Annotated in this window: 25 protein-coding genes; 10 read left to right on the top strand and 15 right to left on the bottom strand. The window is 67.1% G+C overall.

Going from position 1 to position 24,177, the window contains the following annotated elements; all coding sequences use genetic code 11:
- Positions 1-10: 10 nt before the first annotated feature.
- The 5 genes from KHC23_RS01380 to KHC23_RS01360 all read right to left on the bottom strand — a co-directional run bounded on the left by KHC23_RS01380 (position 11) and on the right by KHC23_RS01360 (position 4,754).
- The gene (locus KHC23_RS01380; protein ID WP_271188723.1) at positions 11-1,222 is read right to left on the bottom strand and encodes an LVIVD repeat-containing protein; all 1,212 of its coding nucleotides are present in this window, start codon (positions 1,220-1,222) and stop codon (positions 11-13) included.
- A gap of 255 nt (positions 1,223-1,477) precedes the next feature.
- A complete protein-coding gene (locus tag KHC23_RS24745; protein WP_213368604.1) occupies positions 1,478-2,227 on the bottom strand; it encodes an FCD domain-containing protein in 750 nt (249 codons plus the stop codon).
- A 57-nt stretch (positions 2,228-2,284) separates the two neighbouring features.
- Positions 2,285-3,007, bottom strand: coding sequence for a TetR/AcrR family transcriptional regulator (locus KHC23_RS01370; RefSeq protein ID WP_213368602.1), 723 nt, complete (start codon positions 3,005-3,007; stop codon positions 2,285-2,287).
- A gap of 12 nt (positions 3,008-3,019) precedes the next feature.
- Positions 3,020-4,252 carry an acyl-CoA dehydrogenase family protein gene (locus tag KHC23_RS01365; protein WP_213368600.1) on the bottom strand — a complete coding sequence of 411 codons (1,233 nt, stop codon included), beginning with the start codon at positions 4,250-4,252 and terminating at the stop codon, positions 3,020-3,022.
- A 19-nt stretch (positions 4,253-4,271) separates the two neighbouring features.
- The gene (locus KHC23_RS01360) at positions 4,272-4,754 is read right to left on the bottom strand and encodes a VOC family protein (RefSeq protein ID WP_213368598.1); all 483 of its coding nucleotides are present in this window, start codon (positions 4,752-4,754) and stop codon (positions 4,272-4,274) included.
- Between the two features lie 217 nt (positions 4,755-4,971).
- Between KHC23_RS01360 and hisD the strand changes: the two genes are divergently transcribed.
- Together hisD and KHC23_RS01350 are read left to right on the top strand one after the other, a co-directional pair.
- Positions 4,972-6,288: a histidinol dehydrogenase gene (gene hisD / locus KHC23_RS01355; RefSeq protein WP_213368591.1), complete on the top strand. Its 1,317-nt coding sequence runs from the start codon at positions 4,972-4,974 to the stop codon at positions 6,286-6,288.
- A 371-nt stretch (positions 6,289-6,659) separates the two neighbouring features.
- On the top strand, positions 6,660-7,529 hold the full coding sequence (locus tag KHC23_RS01350) for a polysaccharide deacetylase family protein (protein ID WP_213368589.1): 870 nt from the start codon (positions 6,660-6,662) through the stop codon (positions 7,527-7,529).
- A gap of 15 nt (positions 7,530-7,544) precedes the next feature.
- On the opposite strand, the gene KHC23_RS01345 is transcribed toward KHC23_RS01350, so the two are convergent.
- From KHC23_RS01345 to KHC23_RS01305, 9 genes are all read right to left on the bottom strand, one after another.
- A complete protein-coding gene (locus KHC23_RS01345; protein ID WP_213368587.1) occupies positions 7,545-8,279 on the bottom strand; it encodes a hypothetical protein in 735 nt (244 codons plus the stop codon).
- Between the two features lie 10 nt (positions 8,280-8,289).
- Entirely contained in the window at positions 8,290-9,123 is an 834-nt protein-coding gene (locus KHC23_RS01340) for an ABC transporter permease (RefSeq protein WP_246544033.1), read from the bottom strand.
- A complete protein-coding gene (locus tag KHC23_RS01335) occupies positions 9,123-9,926 on the bottom strand; it encodes an ABC transporter permease (RefSeq protein WP_213368583.1) in 804 nt (267 codons plus the stop codon). The genes KHC23_RS01340 and KHC23_RS01335 overlap by 1 nt, the downstream gene beginning before the upstream one ends.
- Positions 9,926-10,720, bottom strand: a complete 795-nt coding sequence (locus tag KHC23_RS01330) for an ABC transporter ATP-binding protein (RefSeq protein ID WP_213368581.1) — start codon at positions 10,718-10,720, stop codon at positions 9,926-9,928. The genes KHC23_RS01335 and KHC23_RS01330 overlap by 1 nt, the downstream gene beginning before the upstream one ends.
- A 20-nt stretch (positions 10,721-10,740) precedes the next feature.
- A complete protein-coding gene (locus tag KHC23_RS01325; RefSeq protein WP_213368579.1) occupies positions 10,741-11,772 on the bottom strand; it encodes an ABC transporter substrate-binding protein in 1,032 nt (343 codons plus the stop codon).
- A 296-nt stretch (positions 11,773-12,068) separates the two neighbouring features.
- Positions 12,069-12,830 carry an SDR family oxidoreductase gene (locus KHC23_RS01320; RefSeq protein WP_213368577.1) on the bottom strand — a complete coding sequence of 254 codons (762 nt, stop codon included), beginning with the start codon at positions 12,828-12,830 and terminating at the stop codon, positions 12,069-12,071.
- A gap of 4 nt (positions 12,831-12,834) precedes the next feature.
- Entirely contained in the window at positions 12,835-13,842 is a 1,008-nt protein-coding gene (locus KHC23_RS01315; protein WP_213368575.1) for a Gfo/Idh/MocA family protein, read from the bottom strand.
- 26 nt (positions 13,843-13,868) lie between these two features.
- Positions 13,869-14,801: a 3,5-dioxohexanoate:acetyl-CoA acetone transferase gene (gene kce, locus KHC23_RS01310; RefSeq protein ID WP_213368573.1), complete on the bottom strand. Its 933-nt coding sequence runs from the start codon at positions 14,799-14,801 to the stop codon at positions 13,869-13,871.
- Positions 14,802-14,866: 65 nt separating this feature from the next.
- Positions 14,867-15,820 (bottom strand): cyclase family protein, encoded by a 954-nt coding sequence (locus KHC23_RS01305; protein WP_246543963.1) that lies wholly within the window; start codon positions 15,818-15,820, stop codon positions 14,867-14,869.
- 649 nt (positions 15,821-16,469) lie between these two features.
- Here KHC23_RS01305 and KHC23_RS01300 point away from each other — a divergent pair.
- From KHC23_RS01300 to KHC23_RS01265, 8 genes are all read left to right on the top strand, one after another.
- Positions 16,470-17,285, top strand: a complete 816-nt coding sequence (locus KHC23_RS01300) for an alpha/beta fold hydrolase (RefSeq protein ID WP_213368571.1) — start codon at positions 16,470-16,472, stop codon at positions 17,283-17,285.
- Entirely contained in the window at positions 17,282-18,184 is a 903-nt protein-coding gene (locus KHC23_RS01295) for an NAD(P)-dependent oxidoreductase (protein WP_213368564.1), read from the top strand. The genes KHC23_RS01300 and KHC23_RS01295 overlap by 4 nt, the downstream gene beginning before the upstream one ends.
- Positions 18,185-18,188: 4 nt before the next feature.
- Complete coding sequence (locus KHC23_RS01290) at positions 18,189-18,626, top strand: GlcG/HbpS family heme-binding protein (RefSeq protein WP_213368562.1); 438 nt, start codon at positions 18,189-18,191, stop codon at positions 18,624-18,626.
- On the top strand, positions 18,626-19,351 hold the full coding sequence (locus KHC23_RS01285; protein WP_213368554.1) for an SDR family NAD(P)-dependent oxidoreductase: 726 nt from the start codon (positions 18,626-18,628) through the stop codon (positions 19,349-19,351). The genes KHC23_RS01290 and KHC23_RS01285 overlap by 1 nt, the downstream gene beginning before the upstream one ends.
- A gap of 345 nt (positions 19,352-19,696) precedes the next feature.
- Positions 19,697-20,170 carry a cupin domain-containing protein gene (locus KHC23_RS01280; protein WP_213368553.1) on the top strand — a complete coding sequence of 158 codons (474 nt, stop codon included), beginning with the start codon at positions 19,697-19,699 and terminating at the stop codon, positions 20,168-20,170.
- A 100-nt stretch (positions 20,171-20,270) separates the two neighbouring features.
- Entirely contained in the window at positions 20,271-21,242 is a 972-nt protein-coding gene (locus KHC23_RS01275; protein ID WP_213368545.1) for a Bug family tripartite tricarboxylate transporter substrate binding protein, read from the top strand.
- A gap of 94 nt (positions 21,243-21,336) precedes the next feature.
- Complete coding sequence (locus KHC23_RS01270) at positions 21,337-21,840, top strand: tripartite tricarboxylate transporter TctB family protein (protein ID WP_213368544.1); 504 nt, start codon at positions 21,337-21,339, stop codon at positions 21,838-21,840.
- A gap of 10 nt (positions 21,841-21,850) precedes the next feature.
- Positions 21,851-23,344, top strand: coding sequence for a tripartite tricarboxylate transporter permease (locus KHC23_RS01265; RefSeq protein WP_213368542.1), 1,494 nt, complete (start codon positions 21,851-21,853; stop codon positions 23,342-23,344).
- Positions 23,345-23,377: 33 nt separating this feature from the next.
- Here the strand turns inward: KHC23_RS01265 and KHC23_RS01260 are convergent, their stop codons facing one another.
- A complete protein-coding gene (locus KHC23_RS01260; protein ID WP_213368533.1) occupies positions 23,378-24,145 on the bottom strand; it encodes a GntR family transcriptional regulator in 768 nt (255 codons plus the stop codon).
- Between the last annotated feature and the right edge of the window lie 32 nt (positions 24,146-24,177).

Genomic DNA, 24,177 nt, shown 5'->3' with positions numbered 1-24,177 from the left:
ACCGCCTCGCTCAGATGTCGAGTTCCAGGATGTAGAGCCCGCCGGAATGCCGGTCGACGGTGTAGACGATGGCGTTCTCGTCGACATAGACGTCGTTGATCTGTGCCGCCGGCACCCGGGAATGGGCCGGCGCCGGCGGCACGAAGGCGGCGACCTCGTTGGGCCGGAGCGGGTCGGAGGTGTCGTAGACCCGCAGCCCGCCATTGAACAGGGTGGCGAAGATCAGCGTGTCGGACTGGAAGGCGGTGTCGCGCGGCGGGTTTTCATGGACGTTGTGGGCGCCGTAGCGCCCGCCCTTGCGGCCATATTCCTCCACCGGAGGCATCGGCAGCACGCTCAGCGGGACCAGATTGTCCTCCTTGCGGGCGTCGATGATCCAGTTGAGCTTGGGCCAGTCGAGCCCGTCATCGTAAACGCACTCATGGGTCGCGATGATCAGCTCGCGGCTGAACAGCGGCATCATGGTGTGGGTGAAGCCGGGAAAGGGCGGGTTCGGGTTGAACCGCGAGATCACCTTGGGGCGCGCCTTGTCGGCGATGTCGAGGATGTAGCCGCCGCCGTCGATGTAGCCGACATAGCAGCGGTCGGGACGCTGCGGGTAGGCATTGGTGTTGTGGCAGCGAAAGCCGGTGTCCAGCTTCAGCCGCTCGGGCGGCGGGGCCTCGTCACCCTCGGCGGTGCCGGGCATCCACCAGCGACCGACCTCGACCGGCCGGGTCGGGTCGCGCACGTCGATGATGCGGTAGGCTTGGTCGTCGAGCTGGTTGCGCGGGGTGAAATCGGCGGCGCCGGCGGCACAATGGATATATTCGCCATCCACGAACCAGACCTGATGGACACCGCGCGAGTGCGGGCCGGAACAGTCGAAAAAGCTGACCGGGCGCGGGCTCTCCGGCACGGAGACGTCGAACAGCTCGATGCCGGCGGGGGTCATGCCCGGCTCGACGGTCTGGTAGGCGACGGCCATGAGGTTGCCGTGAACCTCCAGCGAGTTGGAGCGCACGCGATTGTGCGGCAGGTCGGTCTGCACGACGACGCGCGGCTTGCGCGGATCGGTGACGTCGACGCCGGTGAAGTTCTTCGGCGGCCCCTCATGCGCCAGCCACAGAATGCGGCGGCCATCGGGGGCGGCCTGTAGCGAATTGCCTTCGCCGATGGCGCCATAGCCGGCGAGAAGGTCATGGCCGATGAGGCGCATTCCGCGAATCAGATCAGGCGTCACGTCGGCTCTCCCACACTTTTTGATTGTTCGTCGGCCGCTGCGCACGCAGCGTGCCCGCCTGTTCGACAGGAACCGACCGGTCCCTCAAGCGGATTATTGTCGTTAATCTGGAGAATGTTCGAACATCGCCGCCAAGTCAATTGCGACTGGCTGGAACAGGCCGGCTGAAACGGGGGAACCGAAACAGGGAGCCGAAACAGGGAACCGAAACAGGGAACCGAAACAGGGAACCGAAACAGGCTTGGCAGCGGCAGGCTACGCGCCGGCGGCCTGCGCGCCGGTGGCGATGCGGCGGGCAATGGCCTGGTAGTTCTTCGCCACCACCTCGACGCTGCCCTGGAAGTGGCGGGCCAGGATGTCGGTGGCGAGGTCGGCGTCGCGCGCGATGGCGGCTTCCGCCACCTTGCGGTGCTGCTCGCGCACCCGCTTCAACAGATCCGCCGACCCGCCGACCTCGACGATGACGGCCCGGCGGTAGCGCTGGAAATGGTCGGACAGCGCACCGCAGAAATGCAGCAGCCACGGCGAATTGCAGCTCGATATCAGGCTGAAATGAAAGCGGTCGTGGCGGCGCTCCCACTCGTCGATGGAGTCGCGGTCGGAAGCGGAATTCGGCACCGGGCCACGTTCGAGCCGGTGCAGGGCTGCGAGGATCTCGCCCTCCCACTCATCGTCGCCGAGCGCGATCGACTGGCGCAGCGCCTTGCAGCTGAGTTCGGTGCGCAGCGCGCACAGATCGTGCAGATCCTCCAGCGAGAGCGGCGCGACGGTGTAGCCGCGATGGCCTTCGAAATGCACCAGATGCTCGGAGACCAGCCGCGACAGCGCCTCGCGCAGCGGGCCGATGCCGACCCCGTAATGGGCGCTGAGCTGACGAAAGCGCAGCCGCTCGCCGGGCTGGAGATGGCCGGCGATCAGGTCGCGGCGCAGATGGGAATATACCTCGACGCCAAGCGTGTTGGCGTCCTCTCGTGCCGGAGCGGCCGGACGAAGCTGGATCGACACTGAATGCTCCCGACATGGCTTTATTCGCCGGCATCATGCCCCGTGGCGCGTGTTCGATCAATTGTCCGATATTCGAAACTCGCCGCCGGCGCTCGCGCCTCCCGCCGGCTGTTCGCTGGCGATGCGCTCCATCACGCTGGAGACGCCATCGAGGAAGGTGTCGATGGCATTGCGCAGCATGGTCTCGCGGTCGACCTGCATCTCCAGCCCGTACACGATCTGGCGCACGCCGTAGTAGAAGATACCGCCCTGGAGGGTCCAGAACAGTTCCACCTCTTCCGGTCGGAGCGGGTCGCTGTCGGGACGCCCGAAAGCCTTGCGGGTCGCCCGCGCGATCGGCTTCAGGATCTCGGTCTCGACGGTCGTGGTGTAGAGCCGGGTGATGTCGACGCCGCGCAGGCCGGAGAACAGATAGATGCGCAGCCATTCCGGGGTGAAGATCGTGCGGGTGTAGTCGTCATAGAAGGACAGGATGCGCTGGCGGATCGGCACCGCCTCGTCGAGCAGCCCCTCGCGCCATTCCGGCTTCCAGCGATTGACGTAGATCTCGCGATACACGGCCGCGATCAGATCGTCCTTGCTGGGGAAATAGCGGTAGAGCAGCGGCTGGGTGACGCCGAGGCGTTGCGCCAGCTCGCGGGTGCCGGCCCCAAAGCCGACCTCGGAGAACAGGCTGACCGCCTTGCGAACGAATTCACGGTGACGTTCCTCCGGCTTGATCCGGGACCGGCGCTGCTTCGGAGGGGCTTCGGTGGTGTCGATGTCGTGCGTGAGGGCCATCGGGCTTTCTGTTCAGACGATCGGATTGTCGCTCTCCAGCCCCAGGGCCACGCGCCCGAAGGCGGCGTTGGCCATGTCGGCACTGAAGGCGATATGGGCATTTATAGCATGGGCGTCGCGAAAACGACGCTGCTGGGAACTGGCGAGATACAGCGCCTGCGCGCCGCTGGCGGCGTTGATGTCGTCGACCGCCGCGGTGGTGAGCCCGGTGGAATAGGCGAGATCGCGGCGATAGGCCTGTTTGGTGACGATATCGGGCACGATGCCGCGTTCGGCGTCCCGGCTTGCCTCTTCGCAGATGCCGATCATCACCCGCCGCGCATGGGAAAGCCTGGACGCCGCCAGGCCGATGCGTATCTGCGTGCTCTGCAAATCCGCCAGCCGGGCGCCGGTGTAGCTGGCGGCCCGGGTCCCGGCGCTTTCGACATAGGCGTTCAGCGCGCCCTCGCCATTGCCGAGGCCGATGCCCGAGAGGATGGCGGGAAACAGCGCGAACACCGGAATGCGGTAGAGCGGCGCGGGATGGCGCTCGCTGCCCGGTGTCGCCGTGCCCTTGAGGTCGGCGGCGGAGACCGTCATCTCCTCCGGCACGAACAGTTCGTTGCAGACCACGTCCTTCGAGCCGGTGCCCTTGAGCCCGGTGACGTGCCAGGTGTCGAGAATCTCATAGTCGCGGCGATGGACCAGGAAGATGCGGTGATCCGGGGCCTCGCCGTCCTCGCGCACCACACCGGCCAGCATGTTCCAGTCGCACACATCGACGCCGGAGGAGAACGGCCATCTGCCGGAGATGACATAGCCGCCCGGCACCTTGCCGACCTTGGCGGCCGGAAACACGAAGGACGAGGCGATCAGCGCGTCCGGGTTCTCGCCCCAGACGCGGTCCTGCGCCTGCGGGGGAAACATCGCCAGCATCCAGTGATGGCTGGCGAGGTTGGTGAGGTTCCAGCCGGTGGAGGCGCAGCCGGCGGCGACCGCCGCGCCGATGGTGATCAGGCAGCCGTAATCCAGCTCCGAGCCGCCGACCGCGCGCGGTTGCAGCATGCGGTAGAGCCCGGCCGCGTGGAGGTCGCGCTCGTTCTCCGGCGCCAGCCGGCGAAGCTCTTCCGTGCGCGGCGCGCGTTCGGCGAAGGTGGCGGCGAGATCGACGGCGGCGGCCAGCAATTCGTCGTGCCGGCGGGCCTTGTCGGAACAGGACCGGGTGATGTTGGCGGCGAGGAGGTCGGCGGCGAGGAGGTCGGGCATGGCGTGCTCCCTTGGTGGTTCACGCCCGGCCGCGTTTGCGGCCGAGATAGAGCGTGGCGTCGAGGTTCTCGCCGACCTGCTCGAAACGGTCGGCAAGGCGCTTCAGCTCGGGCAGGCGCGCGGTGTCGAGCGTCGCCACTTCCGGCCAGTCGACCTCGACGAGGTTGCCGCCGGGGTCGCGCAGATAGAGCTGCACGGTGCCGTCGGGCATCTCGTTGACGCCGTTGCCGAAAGTCTTGTGGTCGATGAGGTCGCGCTCCTTCGCGCGCTCATACACCGCCATGAAGTCGTCGACGTCGAGGGCGAAGTGCTGGTAGGCCGGTATCGCGTCCGGCAGCGCGAAGATGTGCACCTGCTGGTCGCCGCAGCGCAGATACTGGGTGCGGAAGCCGAAATTGTAGGTCGGGATGATCTCCATGCCGAACATCTCGACATAGAAGCGAACCGATGCGTCGACATCGCTGGCGCCGATCGACAGATGGTTGAGGCCGGTGGCTTTCATTGGCGTCGCTCCTTTTTAATTATCGAACGATAATTATTCTTGTTGACGGCACCTGGCAAGCCGGCGGCGGCGGCCGCGCCGCTCTTGACAGGATGACCGCTTAAGTTTTCACTCGATAAATAATAGAGCGCTGCGCCACATTCAACAGCGCTCGACAAGGCCGATCCGGAAGCGAGGGCGCCCGATCCTCGCAGCGGTCGCGCCGGGAGGAGATGTGATGGCCCGTCACTTGAAGACGGCACGCTCGGCCAGCGAGCGCGCCAGCGACGACGCGAAGGTTCGCGCCACTGTCGAGCAGATCCTGCAGGAGATCGAGGCCGATGGCGATGCCGCCGTCCGCCGCTATTCCGAGCGCTTCGATACCTGGTCGCCGGAGTGCTTCCGGCTCTCCGAACAGGACATCGAGGCGGCGCTCTCCAAGGTGTCGAAGGCCGATCTCGACGACATCCGGTTCGCCCAGGCGCAGGTGCGCAATTTCGCGGAAAAGCAGCGCGCCTGCCTGGTCGACCTCGAGGTCGAGACGCTTCCGGGCGTGGTTCTGGGCCACAGGAACGTGCCGGTCGACCGCGTCGGCTGCTATGTGCCCGGCGGCAAATATCCCATGGTCGCCTCCGCGCATATGAGCGTGGTGACCGCCAAGGTCGCCGGCGTGCGCAGCGTGGTGGCGGCGGCACCTCCCTTCCGGAACGGCCCGCACCCGGCCATCGTGGCCGCGATGCATCTGGCCGGCGCCGACGAGATACTGGTGCTGGGCGGCGTGCAGGCGGTGGCGGCGATGGCGCTGGGGACCGAGACCATCGCCCCTGTCGACATGCTGGTCGGGCCGGGCAACGCCTTCGTGGCGGAAGCCAAGCGCCAGCTCTACGGCCGGGTCGGCATCGACCTGTTCGCCGGCCCCACCGAGACGCTGGTGATCGCCGATGACAGCGTCGACGCCGAGATCTGCGCGACCGACCTGCTGGGTCAGGCCGAGCACGGCCCGACCTCGCCGGCCGTGCTGCTGACGACCTCGGAGAAGCTGGCCCGCGCCACCCTGGCGGAGATCGACCGCCTGCTGACGATCCTGCCGACTGCCGAGATCGCCCGCGCCGCGTGGCGTGATTTCGGCGAGGTGATCGTCTGCGACGGCCTGGAGGAGATGGTGCGCGAGGCCGACCGCATCGCCTCCGAGCATGTGCAGGTGATGACCGCGGACCCGGACTATTTCCTCGCCAATATGCGCAATTACGGCGCGCTGTTCCTGGGGCCGCGCACCAATGTGGCCTATGGCGACAAGGTGATCGGCACCAACCACACGCTGCCGACCCGGAAAGCGGCGCGCTATACGGGCGGGCTGTGGGTCGGCAAGTTCATCAAGACCTGCACCTACCAGAAGGTCACCAGCGACGCGGCGAGCGCGATGATGGGCGAATACTGCTCGCGGCTCTGCGTGCTGGAAGGTTTTCTCGGCCATGCCGAGCAGGCCAATGTGCGGGTGCGCCGCTATGGCGGGCGCAATGTCGCCTACGCCACCGCGGCCGCCAAGGTCGGCTGACGCCAAACTCGGCGGACGCTAGGCCGGCGTCGTCCGCGGTGGCCTCGCGCGTGCCTTCGGCCCGCCTCCGGTGGGAGCGTGCTTCCGCCGGATGTGAGGCCGCTTTGATTGAGTGGAAGACAGTCCCGATGATAGGATGACGAAAATAAAACGCAGGGAGAACGCCAATGTCTGCGGAGAAAGTCGTCGCTACGTTCAAATGCTACCTGAGGAAATGCGCCATTATCCTTGGATCTGGGTACATTATACATAATACCGAATGCGATCCGCAGAAATGACCAGCGCGCCTCGCGCGCGACACGGGCCTGCATGAGGATCGGCGAAGCCGTCTGCTTCGTCGTATCTCCCCTTTCGTTGAGTGGAAACCGGAAATGGCTGTACTGAGCGACCGCGCGCCCTATCAGGCGTTCGTGGATCGACCCCGGCTGCATCTGCCGAACGAGGCGCGGGTTGCGGTGTGGGTCATCGTCAATGTCGAGGAATGGTCGATCGAGCGCACCCTGCCGCGCACGGTGCTGCCGGCGCCGATGGGCCAGCCGCTGATGCCCGACCTGCCGAACTGGGCGTGGCACGAATATGGCATGCGGGTGGGCTTCTGGCGCCTGCTGGCGGCGCTGGAAAAGCGTGGAATCCGTGCGACCTTCGCGGTCAACGGCAATGTCTGCCATTCCTATGAGCGGGTGGCGCGCGGCGCCCGCGACGCCGGCTGGGAGTTCATGGGCCATGGCTTCACCCAGCGGCCGATGCATCATCTGGAAGACCAGCGGAAGGCGATCGCCGACACGGTGGAGGCGATCCGCGCCTATACCGGCAAGCCGCCGGCGGGCTGGGAAAGCCCGGGCCTGACCGAGAACGAGGACACGCTCGACCTGCTGGCGCAGGCCGGCATCGGCTATGTCGCGAACTGGGTGATCGACGACCTGCCGCTGGAGCTTTCCACCCGGCACGGCCCCATCCTCTCGGTGCCCTACTCGGTGGAGACCAACGACATCGTGGTCCACGCGGTGCAGCATCTGCCGTCCGATGCCTTCATGCGCCGCTGCATCGACCAGTTCGACCGCCTGTGGCTGGAGGGCGAACAGAACGCCCGGGTGATGGCGATCAGCACCCACCCCTACCTCACCGGCGTGCCACACCGCATCGGCTATTTCGAGCAACTGCTCGACCATGTGCTGGCGCGCGCGCAGACCGCGATCATGACCGGCGAGGAGATCGCCGCCTGGTACCGCACCGCCGCCTGACATCCGGGCGACGGTTCAGAGCGCTCCGCCGGAGGTGCCGGGCGCGCAGGGCAGCGTCTCGCCTTCCCAGAAGGCGCTCAGCTCGGGCCCGAGAAGCCGGTGGAACAGGCCGAACTGCGGGTCCGCGAGGTCCGCCGGGCCGTAGGTCACAACCGCGATGGCGGCGGCTGCAAGGCGCTCCTTGCGCCGCCGGGTGGCGGCCGGCGGCAGTGTCGACTGCGCCGGCAGCACCGCGCGCATCGCGTCGCCCAGCCAGAACGCGAAATCGACCTGGACCAGATCGTCCGCCGCCCCGCCCCGCGCCCCCGGCGTCGGCTCCGGGGCGTACAGGAAGGCGCGCGGCAGCGGCACCGGGGCGGAATAGAGGAAGTCCTCGGCCCGAAACAACCCGTCGAACGGCGCCAGCCGCGCCTCCAGCTGGCCGCGATGGGTCGCGATCCGGTGGGCCAGGAAGTCGAAATAGCGCTGGACGAAACGCGCGCCCATCAGGTTCCACTGGCCGCTCAGCCGGGCAAGATGCGCGGCCAGCCGCCCGGCCAGCGGGGCCTCGGCCTCGAAGGCGCCGGCGGCGGGCAGATCGAGCCCGCAATTGTTCAGCCGCAGCGGGCCGCCCGACCGATCGACGAGGGCGAACGGAAAGTCCGCCGCGATCTCGACGCCGTCCTCGTTCCAGCGGGAAAGCGTGATGCGGTCCGGCGACCAGTTGTCGACGCCATAGGGGATCAGCGTCGCAGGCACGTTTCTGCGCATGTCCTCACTCTCAGCGGCGGGTCTCGGGATGCCAGATGAGCAGGCGGGCGCGCAGATATTCAAGGCTTTTGACGACGACGAAGCCGAGAATGATCACCTCGACGATGCCGGCGAACACCCCGACCGAATCGGCGAAGCGTCCGGCGGTGATCATCGCGCCGCCGATGCCGCGCCCGCCCATCAGCATCTCGGTGACCACGGTGGTGATCATGCCGACGGGCAGCGCCACCTGCAGCCCGGTGAGAATCTGCGGCAGCGCCATCGGCAGGTGCACCTCCCACAGGATCTCGTGTTCCCTGGCGCCGAACGAGCGTGCCGACCAGATCGGCCATTTGTCCAGCGCCGTGGTGCCGGCATAGGTCGCCGCCACGATGGGGAAGAAGCAGGAGAACGCCACCATGATGATCTTCGAGGTGTCGTAGATATCGAACCACAGGATGAAGATCGGCAGGAAGGCGATCTTCGGCATCGGGAAGCCGACCGAAATCAGCGGGTCGAAGAACCAGCGCACCGCCTTCGAGCGCGACATCACAATGCCGAGCGGGATGCCGATGAGCGCGGCGATGAGGAAGCCGCTGAGGGCGCGATAGAGCGTCAGCCCCAGATCGACCAGCACGACGCCCGACAGGAGGTCGGTCCACAACCGCACCAGAACGGTGCTGAGCGGCGGCAGAAGGAACGGGTTGAGCGCGCCGAAGCGGGCCCCGAACTCCCAGAACGCCGCCAGCGCGACGATCACCGACACCTGCACCAGCGTGTCCACCGTGCGGGGGGCGATGTGACGGCGCGGTGCCGGCGCGGGAGCAGCGCCCTTGGTGGCGGGTCCGACATGGGACATGGTCATCACGCCTCCCTCCAGCGCAGCAGCCGACGCACCAGCGCCGCATAGAGGCGGTCGGCGGCGAAGCCGATGGCGGCAACGAAGAAGATGGCGGCGAACATGGCGGGATACAGCCCGCCATCGCCGAGCGAGGAGATCATGTAGCCGACGCCGTCGGTGGCGATGACGAATTCCGACGAGACCATCAGGATGAACGAGAAGGCCAGCGCGGTGCGGCAGCCATTGAGGATGTCCGGCATCGCCGCCGGCAGCACCACCTCGCGCATCACCTGCGCCCGCGAAGCGCCCAGGCTCGCGGCCGACCACAGCAGGAAGGGGTTCACGCCCTTGGCGCCATTATAGGTACCGACGACGACGGGGAGCAGGCAGCCGAGGAAGATCAGCAGGATCTTGGAACTGTCGCCGAGGCCGAGCCAGATCATCACCACCGGGATCAGCGCCGATTTCGGCATCGGGTAGAACAGTTGCACGATCGGGTTGACGATCAGGCGCACGGGACGGAACGAGGCCATCAGCAGGCCGGCGCCGATGCCGATCACCACGGCAAGGCCCAGCCCGGTCGCCGCGCGGCTGATCGAGCGGGCGGAGTTGTAGAGCAGGTCGCCACTGAGCAGCATGGTGGTGAAGGCGCTGAAGATGTCGGCCAGGTCGGGCAGCATCTGCCGCGAGATCAGCCCGGTGCGCCCGAGCAGGTCCCAGACGATGAACAGCACCGCTACCGGCGCATAGCGCAGCAGCGTGCCGGCGAGATGGTAGAGGCGCGGGGAGCCGGCGGACGGCATCGGCGCGGGAGCGGTTGCCGCCATCAGTGCGCCCCCCGCGTCGCGGCGATGGCCTGTTCGCGCACCAGCCGCCATATCTGCTCGCTGAGCTGGATGAACTGGCTGTCCTCCAGGATTTCCTCGCCGCGATCCTTGGGCAGGTCAACGTCGATGATGTGCTCGATGCGGCCGGGACGGGCGCTCATGATCGAGATCCGGTCGGCGAGGAACACCGCCTCCTGCACGTCATGGGTGACGAACACCACGGTCTTGCGGCTGCGCCGCCAGATCGCCCGCAACTCTTCCTGCATCACCCGCCGCGTCTGCGCGTCGAGCGCGCCGAACGGCTCGTCCATCAGCAGGATGCGCGGATCGACCGCCAGCGTGCGGGCGATGGCGGCGCGCTGCTGCATGCCGCCGGAAAGCTGCGAGGGATAGGAATCCTCGAAGCCGGTGAGATGCACCAGATCGATGTATTCCTGCGCCCGGCGGGCCCGCTCGTCGGCGGCGAAACCCGCCTTCTTGAGCCCGTACAGCACGTTGTCGCGCACCGTCTTCCACGGGAACAGGGCGAAGTTCTGGAACACGATGCTGCGGTCCGGCCCCGGCCCGGTCACCACCCCCTTGGGGGTGACGATCTGCCCGCTTTGCACCGGGATGAAGCCGCCGAGCAGATAGAGCAGCGTGCTCTTGCCGCAGCCGGATGGCCCGAGCAGGCAGTGGAACTCGCAATCGCCGATGTCGAGGCTGATGCGGTCCAGCGCCAGGACCCCATGCCCCGCCGGGCCGTAGCTGTGCGAGACATTCCGGATGGCGATGCCGGTCGCGGCATCCTCCATCCTCTGCGCGCTCGCGGCCCTCATTGCGCGCCGGCCTCGATGCGGCGCTTGGCCTCCTCGACGAAGCTCAGATCGACGTAGTTGGGATCGACGGTGATGCCGGTGGGCGACAGGCCCAGTTCCACCGCGATGTCGATGCTTTCCTGGATCGCCTTGACGTTGGGGATCATGAACGGGTCGCGGAAATAGTCTTCCTTGGTGAAGAGGTGGGTCAGCGTGTCGGGCGATTGCTGCATGAAGTCGGCGATGATCTTCACCGCCTCGGTGCGGTTCTTCGGGTCGGTGAACCAGCGCACCGCCCGCACATGATCCTCGAAGAAGTCCATCAGCGCGGTGCGGTTGGCCTCGAGGAACTTGCCATTGGCGGTGAGGAAGACCAGTTGCGAGGGGCCCATCGCGTCCTTGGAGGTGAACAGCACCTTGTACTTGCCGCTGGCGATCAACTGTTTCGACATCGGCTGGAGCACGGTGCCGAGGTCGAGCTTGCCCTCGTCGATCATCGGCGGGATGTTCGGGAAGGCGACTTCCACCATGGTGAAGTCGCGCTTGTCCCTCATGCCCTTGGCGCGGAACATGGCGCGGATGGCGGTGTCGGAGGCGGAGCCGATGGCGTTGGTGCCGATCCGCTTGCCCTTCATGTCCTCGATCTTGTCGATGCCGGAATCGGCGCGGACCAGAAAGGTCTCGGAGTGGTAGCCGTCGACGCCGTCCTGGATGATGTCGGCCACCACCTTGACGTCGAGGCGGGCATTGTTGACCGCCAGCGCCAGAACCAGCGGCCCGAACGCCGCCATGTCGATCTCGTTGGCCGCCATGGCGGTGATCTGCGGGGAGCTGCCGCGGAAGCGGATCGGCTCGACGGTGTAGCTCTTGCCGTAATGCTTGAGGATGTCGGGCTTGCTGTAGAGCACCGGGATGAGGTGGCCCGGCATGGTCGACCAGCCGATGCGGATATTGACCGGGTCGGCGCTGGCGGTGTGCGGCGAGGCGACGGTGAGAAGCGCGGCGGCAAGCGCGGTCGCGAGCGCCAGGGCGCCCTTTCTGATAGCCATGGTCGTATTCTCCCTTGCTCGCGGTCGATGCCACGATGCTTTTGTTGGGTACGTCCGATATCTCGCCCTGGTCGCCTGTCACAGACGCTCAGGAGGGTCTGTCGGTCGTCTGGCGTTCCGGTTTTGCGCTCTTTGGAGCTGCGGTTCCGGTCCCTTATTTATCGGTAGATAATTCTCTAGATTTTCGATCATGTCAACGAAGTTGGATGATCGGATAGGCTTTCGCGTTGTTGCGGGTCGCGGATCCGGTGGTCTGCCAGTGTATTTGCGCCAGGACCCGCCGGATCACTTCCGCGTCAGCGCCCGCCGCCAACCGGGACGATGGCGGCGGTGATATAGGCGGCGGCCGGCGAGGCCAGCCACATCACCGCCGCCGCCACTTCAGAGGCTTTTCCGGCCCGGCCCAGCGGCACGCCCGGCCCCAGCCGGGAAAGCCGATCCGGGGCGCCGGCGGCGGCGTGCAGCCCGGTCTCGATCAGCCCGGGCGCGACCGCGACGACGCGGATGCCCTCGGCCCCGACCTCGCGGGCCAGCCCGATGGTAAGGCTGTCGATAGCGCCCTTGGTAGCGGCGTAGTGCACCCATTCGCCGGCACCGCCGAGGGTGGCGGCGAGGGACGACAGGTTGACGATCACCCCGCCGCGCCCGCCCGATCGGGTCGACATGCGCCGCACCGCTTCGCGGCAGCACAGGAAAGTGCCGGTGACGTTGATCGCCAGCAATTCGGCCAGCATGGCGGCCTCGATCGCCTCGACCCGGCCGAGACGGCCGACGCCGCCGGCATTGTTCACCAGCACATCGGGAGCGCCGAAGGCGGAATCCACGGCCTGGAACAGCGCCACGATATCGGCCTCGACGGCGACATCGGCCTTGACCACCAGCGCCTTTCCGCCGGCGCGCTCGATGTCCCGCCCGACCGCCTCGGCGCCCTCCGCGTCATGTTTGTAAGTGAGGGCGACCCGGTAGCCGGCCGCGCCGGCTGCCCGGGAGATGGCGGCGCCGATGCCCTTGGAGCCGCCGGTGACGATCATGACGGGGTTTCGCGTGGTTTCGCTCATGGGTTCAACCTCGGTTCACCGTGACGAAACGATCCAGCCCCGCCGCTTCGACGATGGCTTCCAGCACGGCGACGCCATGGATCATCTGGTCGTGGGGGATGGGAAAGGGCATGCCGCCTTCCGCCGCCTGCGCGAACGATTCGAGCTCGGCACGGACGGTGTCGGCGTTCTCGACCTCCTGCGTCACGGGCGGCCGCGCTGCCGCGTTGGGCGCATCGGGCGCGGGATGGAAGGCGAAATGCGCCAGCGAGGGCGAGGTGATCTCGGCCCACCCTTTGGAACCATGGACGGCGAAGCGATAGGCCGGCGCCGTGGCGGTCATGGCGAGCAGCGAGCCGGTCCCGCCTTGCGCGAAGCGCAGTAGCACGGAGGTGGTGTCGGACAGGCGGGAGGGCGCGGCGCGGTGGACGCTCTGGCAGGCCACCGCCTCGATCTCGCCGAACAGGTCGATCATGCTATCGACGATGTGGACGCCCAGCCCGGTCATGCCGCCGGCCGGCGACTGCTCGGGATCGGTGCGCCAGACGCCCTTGGGAAGGAACAGCCCGCTGGGCGCGCTCATCAGGCCATCGCAATGCAGCACGGTGCCGAGTTCGCCCCGCCGCACCATGTCGCGCAGCCGCGCCATGTTGGGGTGGAAGCGCCGGTTGTGGCCGAGGCCGAGCGTGATGCCGGCGTCGCGCGCCGCCGCGACCGCCGCGACCGCGCTGGCCCGGCTCATGGTGAACGGCTTCTCGACGAAGACATGCTTGCCGGCCTGCGCCGCCATCGCGACCTGCCTTGCATGGTCGAGATGGGGCGTCGCCAGCACCACGGCGTCGATCGAGCGGTCGGCCAGCACCGCCTCATAGCTGTCCCTGAGGTCGATGCCGAGCCCGGACGCATAGTCGGCCGCCGCCGCGCGGGTGCGGGTGGCGCCGGCGGTGAAGGTGATGGTGTCGCTCTTGCCCTGCACCGAGCCGACCAGGGTCCTGCCCCAACGGCCCATGCCTATGATTGCGGCCCTGATCATCGCGTTTGTCCTTGAAATCGCGGCCTTCAGAAAGCGACCTTGTCGGCACCTTTGAGGTGCAGGATCTCGCGCGCTTCGTCCGGGGTCGCCAGTTCCAGCCCCATGCCTTCCAGTATCTGGCGCGCCTTGCGCACCTGGTCGGCGCTCGACGTGGCGAGCTGGCCGGGGCCGAGCCAGAGCGAATCCTCCAGTCCCACGCGCACATTGGCGCCCATCGAGGCCGCCATGGCAGCGATCCGCATCTGCGAGGCGCCGGCGCCGAGCACCGACCAGCGATACTGGTCGCCGAACAGCCGGTCGGCCGTGCGCTTCATGTGGATGATGTCTTCCGGGTGGGTGCCGATGCCGCCGAGAATGCCGAACACCGACTGCACGAACAGCGGCGGCTTCACCAGGCCACGGTCGAGGAAGTGCTTGAGATTGTAGAGATGGGCGATGTCGTAGCACTCGAACTCGAAGCGCGTGCCATTGTCGTAGCAAGTCTCGAGTATGTACTCGATGTCCTTGAACGAGTTGCGGAACACCAGGTCGCGGGTGGCTTCCAGATGCTGGCGCTCCCAGTCGAACCTGAACTCCTTGTAGCGGTCGAGCAGGTGGTAGAGGCCGAAATTGATCGAGCCCATATTGAGCGAGGCGACTTCCGGCTTGAAGTGGGCGGCCGGCAGCACGCGCTCCTCCACCTTCATATAGGGGCTGCCGCCGGTGGTGATGTTGATGGCGGCATCGGTCTGTTGCTTGAGCTGCGGCAGGAACCGCCCGAACGCTTCCGGCGTCTGGTCCGGCTTGCCGGTGTCCGGGTTGCGGGCGTGCAGGTGCAGGATGGCGGCGCCCGCCTCGGCGGCGCCGAGCGCATCGGCGATGATCTCGTCCGGCGTCACCGGCAGATGCGGCGACATGGACGGGGTGTGGATCGCGCCCGTGCAGGCGCAGGTGACGATGACCTTGCGTGCGGCAGCCATGGTTTTTCTCCGCGGCGATGGACAGGAAGGATGGCGGCGCGAGGCCGCCATATCGAGCTTCGGAGTTACTTGATCGCCTGCGGATTGATCGGCGAGCCGGTGCCGCCGGTGATGATCAGCGGCGGGCCGCAGAAGAAGAACTCGTAGACGCCGTCCCGCGCGCAGTCCTCGGCGAGTTCCTTGACGTAGAAGATCTCGCCCATGCACAGGCCCATGGCGGGGATGACGACCCAGTGCCAGGGCTGGTTGGCCTCGGTGGTCTCGTTCGGCCGCACCTCGACGCCCCAGGTGTCGGAGCAGATCGCGGCGATCTCCTTCTCCTGGCACCAGTAGCAGTTCTCGAACTTCACGCCCGGCGCGTCGCCGCCGGCATAGCCGCCCCAGGCGCCTTCCTTCAGGCAGCGTTCCATCTGGCCGGTGCGGATGATGACGAAATCGGCGCGGCGGATCTCCACGCCCTGCGCCCTGGCGCAGGCGTCGAGCTCGTCATTGGAGATGGCCTCGCCGTCCTGCAGCCAGTCGACGCCGCGATGCCGGGCGATGTCGAGCAGCACGCCGCGCCCGTTCATCTTCGACTTGGAATGCTCGATGCCGAGCACGCTGAGCCCGCGCGAGTCGATCAGCTTGGCGTCGTGGCCATTATAGGCCGAGTCCTCGTAGAAGATGTGGCCGAGCGCGTCCCAGTGCGTGGCGCCCTGGACGCAGAGATTGAGCGTGTCGTCGGCGTAGCGGATATTGTTCCAGTCCTGCTGGCCGGCGACGGCGTCGGTGCCGGTGGCGAGCATCTGGTGGATCGGGTTGAAGCGGCCGCCGAACAGGCCGTTCTGCGGGCCGTCGCGGTCGAGCGGGATGCCGAGCGCGAACACCCTGCCGGTCTTGATGAGCGCGGCCGCCTCGACGATGTGCTGCGGCGTGACGTGATTGAGGGTGCCGCTATGGTCGTCCTTGCCCCAGCGTCCCCAATTGGACAGCGCCTTGGAGGCTTCGGCGATGGCAGCTTTTCCGACCTTGATATCCATGGGCTCTTTCCGCGTTTTCGATTGACAGCCGCGCCACATCGCCGGCGCCGATGCCGGGGCGGGATGCGGTGAGGAACGGTGGGAAGAGCCGCGCGGCCGGTGCCGGATCGGGCCGATCGTTGGACGGCCCGATCCGCCGGCGGGGCCGCTTTCGCGTCCGGCACGGCCGATCCGGATCGCGCAAGGGCGAACGGAGCGGTGTTCACTGGCGTCTCTCCCATGGCAGCCTTTTCCGGCCGCCGCCCCGTCTTGAACGACGAGTTGTTTATCAGTTGATAAATATTTACGAGGTTTTGCGGCTTGTCAATCGGATCACCGGCGGACCGACCAAATCAGCGCCATCGGACCGGTCAGGGCCGGCCCTTCGCTGATAAAATGACGTTAAATCAAACCATTACAGCGACGCCTCGCGCGCCTGCGACCGGGTCGGGCATTGCCGCGCTACAGCCGACGCTCAGCGGGCGCCATCATCTTTCATGATGGCAAAGATTAGTTTTTATCGTTTCGTTTGATTTTGGCGCGTGGCTAGCGTTTCGCCGCGAATGGTTCCGTTCGCGACGTGCCGGCGACGAAGATCCGCCCCTCCGATGTCCCGGGCGACACGCGAGGGCGCGCTCTTCATCGCCGCAACAGCAGCCAGGCGGGAGACATGCAGATCACGGTCACTTCCGGCGACGCCGAACTCAATGTGCATGTCGACGGGGCGGAGACCCTCCCCTGGATCGTCCTGTCCAATTCGCTCGCCGCCGATCTCACCATGTGGGACGACCAGATGGCGACGCTCACCCGCACCCACCGCGTGCTGCGCTACGACACGCGTGGCCATGGCGGAAGCAGCGCGCCGCCCGGCGCCTACAGCTTCGACATGCTGGTCGGCGACATGGTGGCGGTGATGGACCATCTCGGCGTCGAGCGGGCCGACATTCTCGGCCTGTCGCTCGGCGGCATGACCGCGCTCGGCCTCGGGCTGGAGCATCCGGCGCGCGTCGGCCGGCTGATCTGCGCCGATGCCCGCGCCGATGCGCCGCCGCCCTTCGTCGAGGGCTGGAACCAGCGCATCGCCGCCGTCACCGCCGACGGCATGCAGGCCGTGCTCGGCGGCACCATGGAGCGCTGGTTCACCGCCGCCAGCCGCGCGCGCCGGCCCGACCTGGCCGAGCGCGCCGCGCGCATGGTGCTCGGCACCTCGGCGGCGGGCTATGTCGGCTGCGCGCACGCGCTCAAGGGCCTCGATTATCTGCGCCGCCTGCCGGCGATGAAGATCGACACGCTCTACATCGTCGGGGCGGAGGACACGGGCGCGCCGCCCGACGCGATGCGCGCCATGGCCGCCGCGACTCCCGGCGCGCGGCTCGAAATGCTGCCGGGCGTCGCGCACATCGCCAATATGGAGGATGCTGCCGGCTTCAACGCCGCGATCGCCGGTTTCCTCACCCACACACCCAATCAGGAGCGAGCACGATGACGGACAAGGATGCGAGCGCGGGGTCGGCCGTCGGCATCATCGGGCTCGGCATTATGGGTTCGGCCTACGCGCAAAACCTGATCGACGCCGGCTTCACGGTCGTGGGCACCGATGTCGCCCAGGGCGCGCTCGACGACCTCGCGGCGGCGGGCGGCACCGTCGCCGCGACGCCGGAAGAGGTGGCGCGGGCAGCCGACATCGTTCTGCTGGCGCTGCCTTCGGTGAAGGCGCTGCAGGCTGTGACCGGCGCGCTGGTCGAGAGCGCCCGGCCCGGCTCGGTGGTGTGCGAAATGGGCACCCTGCCGCTGGAGGCGAAGGAAGCCTGCCGCACTGCGCTCGCCGCCGTCGACGTCAAGGTGCTGGACTGCCCGGTCAGCGGCACCGGCGCGCAGGCCGCCGCGCGCGATCTCGCCGTCTATGCCAGCGGCGACGAGGCGGCCTTCCGCAAGGTCGAACGGGCCTTCGCCGGCTTTGCCCGCGACACCCGCTATGTCGGCGCGTTCGGCACCGGCATGAAGCTCAAATACATCGCCAACCTGCTGGTCACGATCCACAACCTGTCCACCGCCGAGGCGCTGCTGCTGGCCGAGCGCGCGGGGCTGGACCTCGACATGGTGTTCGACGCCATCCGCTCGGGCGCCGGCAATTCGCGCATGTTCGAGGTGCGCGCCCCGCTGATGATCGAAGGCCGTTACGAGCCGGCGACGATGAAGCACGATATCTATGTCAAGGATCTCGAACTCATCATCGACTTCGCCCGCGACATGCGCAGCCCGACGCCGCTGATGGCGGCCTCGCTGCCGTTCTATTTCGCCGCGCTGGCGGAAGGGCGGGGCAAGCAGGACACGGCCTCGCTGTTCGCCGTGCTGCGGGGCATGACGACGCCGAAGGAGGTGTGAGCCAATGACCGACCTGACACTGGCGCAGGCCAGCACCATCGCGACCGTCACGCTCGAGACGGCACGCGGCTCCGGCGCCCAGCCGCTGACCGTCGTCGTGCTCGATGCCGGCGGCCACATCAAGGCGGCGCTGCGCGAGGACGGCAGCGGCATCGCCCGCTTCGAGATCGCCTTCGGCAAGGCCTGGGGCGCGCTCGGCATGGGCATCTCCAGCCGCGGGCTGGCGGCGCGGGCGGCCAAGTTCGGCGGGTTCTTCACCGCCCTCGCCGCCGCCACGGACGGGCGGATGGTACCGGTGCCGGGCGGCGTGCTGGTCAAGGACGATCATGGGCGCATCATCGGCGCGGTCGGGGTCAGCGGCGACACCTCGGATGTCGACGAGACCTGCGCCGTCGCCGGCGTGGCGGCCGCCGGGCTCGCCGCCGATGTCGAGGAGCGCTGATGGCCCTTCCGCTTGACGGCCAGATCGCACTGGTGACCGGCGCCGGGCGCGGCATCGGCCGCGCCGCGGCCCGCGCGCTGGGCGAGGCGGGCGCCGAGGTCGTCGCCGTGGCACGGACGCGGGACGATCTGGAAAGCCTTGCCGCCGAGGCGCAGGGCCGGGTGACGCCGCTGGTCGCCGATGTGCGCGACCCGGCGTTTCACCGGCAGATCGAGGCGATGCCCCGGCTCGACATTCTGGTCAACAATGCCGGCGGCAATCGCCCGAAGATGATGGTCGATGTCGACGACGACACCCTCGACTGGATGATCGACCTGAATATCCGCTCGGTCTACCAGGTGGCCCGCGCGGCGACCCGCGCCATGCGCGCGGGCGGCGTCATCATCAACATGTCGTCGCAGATGGGTCATGTCGGCTCGCCCCGGCGGACGGTCTACTGCATGACCAAGCACGCGGTGGAGGGGCTGACCCGGGCCATGGCGGTGGAGCTTGCACCTTCCGGCATAAGGGTGGTCTCGGTCGCGCCGACCTTCGTCGTCACGCCCATGACGGAGGGCATGTTCGCCGATCCCGCGTTCAGGGACTTCGTCTACGGCATGGTGCCGATGAAGGCCCTGCCGGAGCCCTGCGATATCGCCCACGCCATCGTCTTCCTGGCGTCGCCGGCTGCCCGTTTCATCACCGGCGACAGCCTGCGCGTCGATGGCGGCTGGACGGCCCAGTAGGAGCGGGGGGTGGGCAGGGACCGGTGTTTGCGTGCAGCGGCAGGCCGGGGGGTATCGGGCGGGCACGCGGCGTGGGGGCCGGCTGCCGCTAAGGGAGCCGTGGGACAACCATATTGTCCAGACAAATATGTCCGACATCCGGCTATCCGCATTGACATCGCCACGAATGTTCGAACATTCTTGGAATTGAGATACATCGGGTCCGAGAATGGCGACGCGCCCGTTCACCGGGCGTGCGGTCCTCCGCAGGGGCGCCGATTCCGCGTGCTGGACAAAAGCGAATGCCCGCCGGCCACGGGCCAGATGTCCGGAAATTCAACAAATGCCTGCCAGGGAGAAAAGCCGATGTCGACGCAGACCGAGAACAAGCCGGCCGCCACCAGGAATGCCGGCGCCGTCAAGGCCGGCGACGGGGAATACATTTTCCAGCTGGCCGAACTCGCCGGTCTGGACGCCGGCACCGGCTACTCCACCGCCTTCGGGCCGGTGGTGGAAGGCGAGCGCATGCAGATCGGCCTGATGAACAAGGCGCGGGGCACCGGCGCGCGGCCGCACTCGCACCCCAACGAGCAGTGGAACTATGTGATCAAGGGCAAGCTGCGCGTCTATATCGAGGGACAGGAGGAGCGCATCGTCGGTCCCGGCACCCTTCTCTATTTTCCCGCCAACAAGATCCACGCCACGGTGGCGCTGCCGGACGAGGACGTGGTGTTCTTCGTCGCCAAGGACCTGTCGCACGGCATCGTCGGCAAGGCGGCGGACGGCACCATGTCCGGCCCGCATTACGACGAGGGTTTCGCCCCGAAGAACGAGGACTGAGCTTCATCGAACCCGCCGACGTTCACGCGCACAAGCGCGGAACGGATCGGTGAGCGCCCCAAGAAACGGCGCCGCCGACAACGCTTAGGAGGAACGCCAGATGATGAAACTTGCCGCCGGCCTTTTTGCCGCCGCCGTATCGCTCGGGATGCTGCCTTCCGCGCAGGCGGAGACCGCCTACCCGACCAAGCCGATCGAACTCGTCTGTTCCACCTCGCCCGGTTCCACGGCGGCGCAGTGGTGCCAGCTCATGGCGCAGGTGCTGGCGAAGCCCGACATATTGGGCAAGCCGGTGAACGTGAACTACAAGGGCGGCGGCTCGGGCAACGAGGCCGCCGTCTATGTCCAGCAACGGCCCGCCGATGGCTACACGCTGCTCCATGCCAATGCGAGCTGGAGCGGCTACATGAACCTGCCGACCTTCACCGCCAAGCCGGACGATTTCGAGTTCCTGGTGAAGGTGGAGAAATTCGTCTACGCGCTGGCCACCCAGTCGGACAGCCCGTTCAAGACCTTCCAGGATGTCGTCACCGCCGCCAAGCTGAAGCCCGGCACCATCGCGGTGGCCGGCAACAAGATCGGCTCGATCCACCACAAGCACGTCATCTCGGCGTTCAAGGCGGCCGGGGCGGAGGTCGTCCACATTCCCTATGAAGGCTCCGGCGACGCCATTCGCGACCTGCTGGGCCACCACGTGCCGGTCGCCCTCGGTTCGATCGGCCAGATCCAGCCGCATGTGCAGTCCGGCAAGCTGCGGGCGCTGGTGATCCTCAGCGAGGACCGCTCGCCCGCCTTCCCCGACGTGCCCACGATCACCGAACTGGGCTACGTCTACCCGATCTCCCACCAGTGGCAGGGGATCTTCGTCAAGAAGGGCACGCCGCCGGAGGTGAAGGCCAAGCTGCGCGAGGCGTTCGCCAAGGTCGTCAACGGTCCCGAATATGCCGAGTATCTGAAGAACAGCCCGCATGTCGAAAAGGCCTTCGAGGCGGACGAGGCCAAGCTGAAGAAGTCGTTCGACGCGGAGTTGAAGGACTATCGCGCCTTCATGCAGGCGAACGGCATCCTCTGATCTCTCCCCATTCCCCTGCGGCCCGCGCCGGACACGCATGTCCCGCGGGGGCCGCAGGCCGCTGAAGACGGGTGCCGGAGGAAGGGCATTTGGCATGATCGAGATTCGCAGACGCACGGCAGAAATCGTCACGGCGCTGGCGCTGCTCGCCGCCATCGTCTTCCTTTACGTCCACACCTACACTTTCGCCCCCTCGCCGATGCGCGGCTATCCCGGCGCCGCTTTCATGCCGCGGCTGATCCTGATCTATTCCGGCGTCTTCACCGCGATCTGGCTGGGCGGGCTGCTGTTCCGGAACCCGGCGCCGAACCACGATCTCGACCCGCTGGCCGCCGACCCCGGGCGTTTCGAGTTCGAGTACCGCGATTGCCTCGTGACCGCCGCCGCGATCCTGGCCCTCGTCTACGGCATCGACCTGGTCGGCTTCGAGCTGACCTGCTTTCTTATTTTTGTGGTCTTGTTGTATCCCCGGCTGCCGAACCTCCCATGGGTGTTCGGCGTGGCCGCCCTTACCACCATTTTCTGCTATGTTGTCTTCGTTCTGCTTTTGAACGTCTCCCTGCCGCTCGCTTTTCTTCCTGCTTACCTTAATTTCTGAGAGAACGGTAATGGGTGTTCTGTTCGATAACTTTATTCCGGCGCTGCATCTGATCCTGACACCGGAGAACCTGCTGATCATGCTGGTTGGCATTGTGGTCGGCACCATACTGGGCGCCCTGCCCGGCTTCGGTGCCGCGCAGGCGCTGGCGCTCATGTTTCCCTTTACCTTCTCCATGACGCCCGAGGCGGGCACGCTGTTCTTCATCGCCATCTACGCGGCGGCGGAATATGGCGGCTCGATACCGGCGATACTGATCCGGACGCCCGGCACCACGGCGGCGGCGATCACCGTGCTCGACGGCTATCCCATGGCGCAGCAGGGCAAGGCCGGCCGGGCGCTCAAGATCTCGCTCTATACCGGTGTCGTCGGCAGCATCGCCAGCAGCTTCATCTTCCTGTTCGCGGCGTCGAGCCTGGCCTGGATCGGGCTTCAGTTCGGCCCCAGCGAGATGTTCGCCGTCGGTGTGTTCGGCCTGTCCATCATCGGCAGCTTCTTCGGCGAGAACCCGGTGAAAGGCTTCATCGCCACCGGCGTCGGCCTGTTCCTGGCCACCGTCGGCAGTTCCGGCTTCAGCGGGCTGCGCTTCACCTTCGGCCAGGCGGCCCTGCTCGATGGCGTGCCGCTGCTGGTGGTGATCATCGGCGTGATGGCGATGCCCGAGGCGTTCGACCTGATGCTGGCCCGCAAGGGGGCGGACCCCGAACTGGCGAAGCTCAGCGGCGGCGAGAAGGAAGCCAATCATGTCGGCTGGAAGGTCATGCGGCGACTGACCCCGACGATGATCCGCAGCACGCTGATCGGCACCGCGGTCGGCGCCATTCCCGGCCCCGGCGCCACGGTGTCGTCGCTGCTCGCCTATAGCGAGGAGAAGCGCCACTCGAAGCACCCGGAAAAGTTCGGCACCGGCATCGACGAGGGCGTCGCCGCGCCGGAAACCGCCAACAACGCCGTGGTCGCCGGCTCGCTCATCCCCTCGCTCGCGCTCGGCGTCCCGGGGTCCGGTGCCATCGCCATCCTGCTCGGGCTGCTGATCAGCAAGGGCGTGGTGCCCGGCCCGCTGCTGTTCACCCAGGACAGCCCGCTGGTGATGGCGGTGTTTCTCGGGCTCATCGCTTCGGCGCTGCTGATGCTGGTGGTGGGTGCCGCCGGCGTCCGGGTCTTCGCGCAGATCGCCCGCATTCCCCGTTATATCCTGGCGCCCTTCGTGCTGATGCTGCTGATCATCGGCACCTATTCCTACCAGAACTACTCGGCCCATGTGGTCATGGCCCTGCTGCTCGGCGCGCTGGCCTACTGGTTCGAGAAGATCCGCATCCCGGTCATACCGATCGTGCTCGCCTTCGTGATGGAGCCGATCATCGAGGCCAACCTCAACCGCGCCATGGTCATCCATGGCGGCGATCTCAGCTTCATCCTCACCCGGCCAATCACGATCGGCCTGCTCGTGCTTGCCGCCGCGACGATCATTCTCGGGTTCCGGCGCTCGCTGGCCAGCCGGTGACCGTGGCCGCGCCGGCGACGGCTCGACCATGCTTCAGCGGCGCTCGAACTCGATGTTGAGCGTGAAGCGGTTCTCGGGATGCACCGAATAGGTCACCAGGAAGATCGCCCCGTCCGGCCCCCGGTAGCGCCGGATGATGATCAGCGCCGGGTCGTTCTCCTGCGCCACCAGCGGGCCGGCGAGCTCGGCGCTGACATGGCCGACGAAGATCTCGATCTGCGCGTGGGCGGCACGGAAGCCCAGGCTCTCCTCGATCTGCCGCACCACGGGAGCCGCCCCCGGGTTCGGCAGGTCCAGCACGCGGGCGAAAGCCGGCGCAATATAGATGTCGAGCCAGGCGATCGGTGCGCTTGACGTGCGGGTCAGCCGCAGCGCCTTCAGCCGGACCCATTCCTGGCCGGCCTTGCATTTGAGCATCACCGCCAGTTCCGGCGAGGCGCGGATCGGCTCGACCGCGACCTGCTGGCGATAGGTCTCGGCGGGATATTGAAGCAGTTCCTCCATCGAACTGAGCGTCTGGACGAAGGCGTCGCGCCGGTTGCTGGCGATCACGATGGTCCCGACGCCGGGCCGGGCATGGATCAGGCCCTTTTCGCGCAGGCCCGTCAGCGCCTGGCGGACGGTGAAGCGCGAGACGGCGAAGCGCGCACACAATGCGTGCTCGGTCGGCAGATGGGAGCCGAGCGTGTAGACGCCGCTCTCGATCTCCCGTTGCAGTTCCGCCTCGATCTCCAGATAGCGCGCGCCCTGACCGGCGTATGCGCGCGCCGATCTCCCCTCGCCCGGCTTTGCTTGCGTCATCGGCCCCTCGCTAGGCGGACAATCCCTATGCG

The sequence above is a fragment of the Ancylobacter dichloromethanicus genome, assembly GCF_018390645.1.
GTDB lineage: Bacteria > Pseudomonadota > Alphaproteobacteria > Rhizobiales > Xanthobacteraceae > Ancylobacter > Ancylobacter dichloromethanicus.
Note: the sequence above shows the minus strand (reverse complement) of the source record. Positions and strands in the feature narration are given on the sequence as shown.

Bases quoted from the DNA above. Each gene is read 5' to 3' on its own strand.
- KHC23_RS01370 (WP_213368602.1), bottom strand. From the start codon at position 3,007: ATGGCCCTCACGCACGACATCGACACCACCGAAGCCCCTCCGAAGCAG.
- KHC23_RS01365 (WP_213368600.1), bottom strand. From the start codon at position 4,252: ATGCCCGACCTCCTCGCCGCCGACCTCCTCGCCGCCAACATCACCCGG.
- KHC23_RS01360 (WP_213368598.1), bottom strand. From the start codon at position 4,754: ATGAAAGCCACCGGCCTCAACCATCTGTCGATCGGCGCCAGCGATGTC.
- hisD (WP_213368591.1), top strand. From the start codon at position 4,972: ATGGCCCGTCACTTGAAGACGGCACGCTCGGCCAGCGAGCGCGCCAGC.
- KHC23_RS01350 (WP_213368589.1), top strand. From the start codon at position 6,660: ATGGCTGTACTGAGCGACCGCGCGCCCTATCAGGCGTTCGTGGATCGA.
- KHC23_RS01345 (WP_213368587.1), bottom strand. From the start codon at position 8,279: ATGCGCAGAAACGTGCCTGCGACGCTGATCCCCTATGGCGTCGACAAC.
- KHC23_RS01340 (WP_246544033.1), bottom strand. From the start codon at position 9,123: ATGACCATGTCCCATGTCGGACCCGCCACCAAGGGCGCTGCTCCCGCG.
- KHC23_RS01335 (WP_213368583.1), bottom strand. From the start codon at position 9,926: ATGGCGGCAACCGCTCCCGCGCCGATGCCGTCCGCCGGCTCCCCGCGC.
- KHC23_RS01330 (WP_213368581.1), bottom strand. From the start codon at position 10,720: ATGGAGGATGCCGCGACCGGCATCGCCATCCGGAATGTCTCGCACAGC.
- KHC23_RS01325 (WP_213368579.1), bottom strand. From the start codon at position 11,772: ATGGCTATCAGAAAGGGCGCCCTGGCGCTCGCGACCGCGCTTGCCGCC.
- KHC23_RS01320 (WP_213368577.1), bottom strand. From the start codon at position 12,830: ATGAGCGAAACCACGCGAAACCCCGTCATGATCGTCACCGGCGGCTCC.
- KHC23_RS01315 (WP_213368575.1), bottom strand. From the start codon at position 13,842: ATGATCAGGGCCGCAATCATAGGCATGGGCCGTTGGGGCAGGACCCTG.
- kce (WP_213368573.1), bottom strand. From the start codon at position 14,801: ATGGCTGCCGCACGCAAGGTCATCGTCACCTGCGCCTGCACGGGCGCG.
- KHC23_RS01305 (WP_246543963.1), bottom strand. From the start codon at position 15,820: ATGGATATCAAGGTCGGAAAAGCTGCCATCGCCGAAGCCTCCAAGGCG.
- KHC23_RS01300 (WP_213368571.1), top strand. From the start codon at position 16,470: ATGCAGATCACGGTCACTTCCGGCGACGCCGAACTCAATGTGCATGTC.
- KHC23_RS01295 (WP_213368564.1), top strand. From the start codon at position 17,282: ATGACGGACAAGGATGCGAGCGCGGGGTCGGCCGTCGGCATCATCGGG.
- KHC23_RS01290 (WP_213368562.1), top strand. From the start codon at position 18,189: ATGACCGACCTGACACTGGCGCAGGCCAGCACCATCGCGACCGTCACG.
- KHC23_RS01285 (WP_213368554.1), top strand. From the start codon at position 18,626: ATGGCCCTTCCGCTTGACGGCCAGATCGCACTGGTGACCGGCGCCGGG.
- KHC23_RS01280 (WP_213368553.1), top strand. From the start codon at position 19,697: ATGTCGACGCAGACCGAGAACAAGCCGGCCGCCACCAGGAATGCCGGC.
- KHC23_RS01275 (WP_213368545.1), top strand. From the start codon at position 20,271: ATGATGAAACTTGCCGCCGGCCTTTTTGCCGCCGCCGTATCGCTCGGG.
- KHC23_RS01270 (WP_213368544.1), top strand. From the start codon at position 21,337: ATGATCGAGATTCGCAGACGCACGGCAGAAATCGTCACGGCGCTGGCG.
- KHC23_RS01265 (WP_213368542.1), top strand. From the start codon at position 21,851: ATGGGTGTTCTGTTCGATAACTTTATTCCGGCGCTGCATCTGATCCTG.
- KHC23_RS01260 (WP_213368533.1), bottom strand. From the start codon at position 24,145: ATGACGCAAGCAAAGCCGGGCGAGGGGAGATCGGCGCGCGCATACGCC.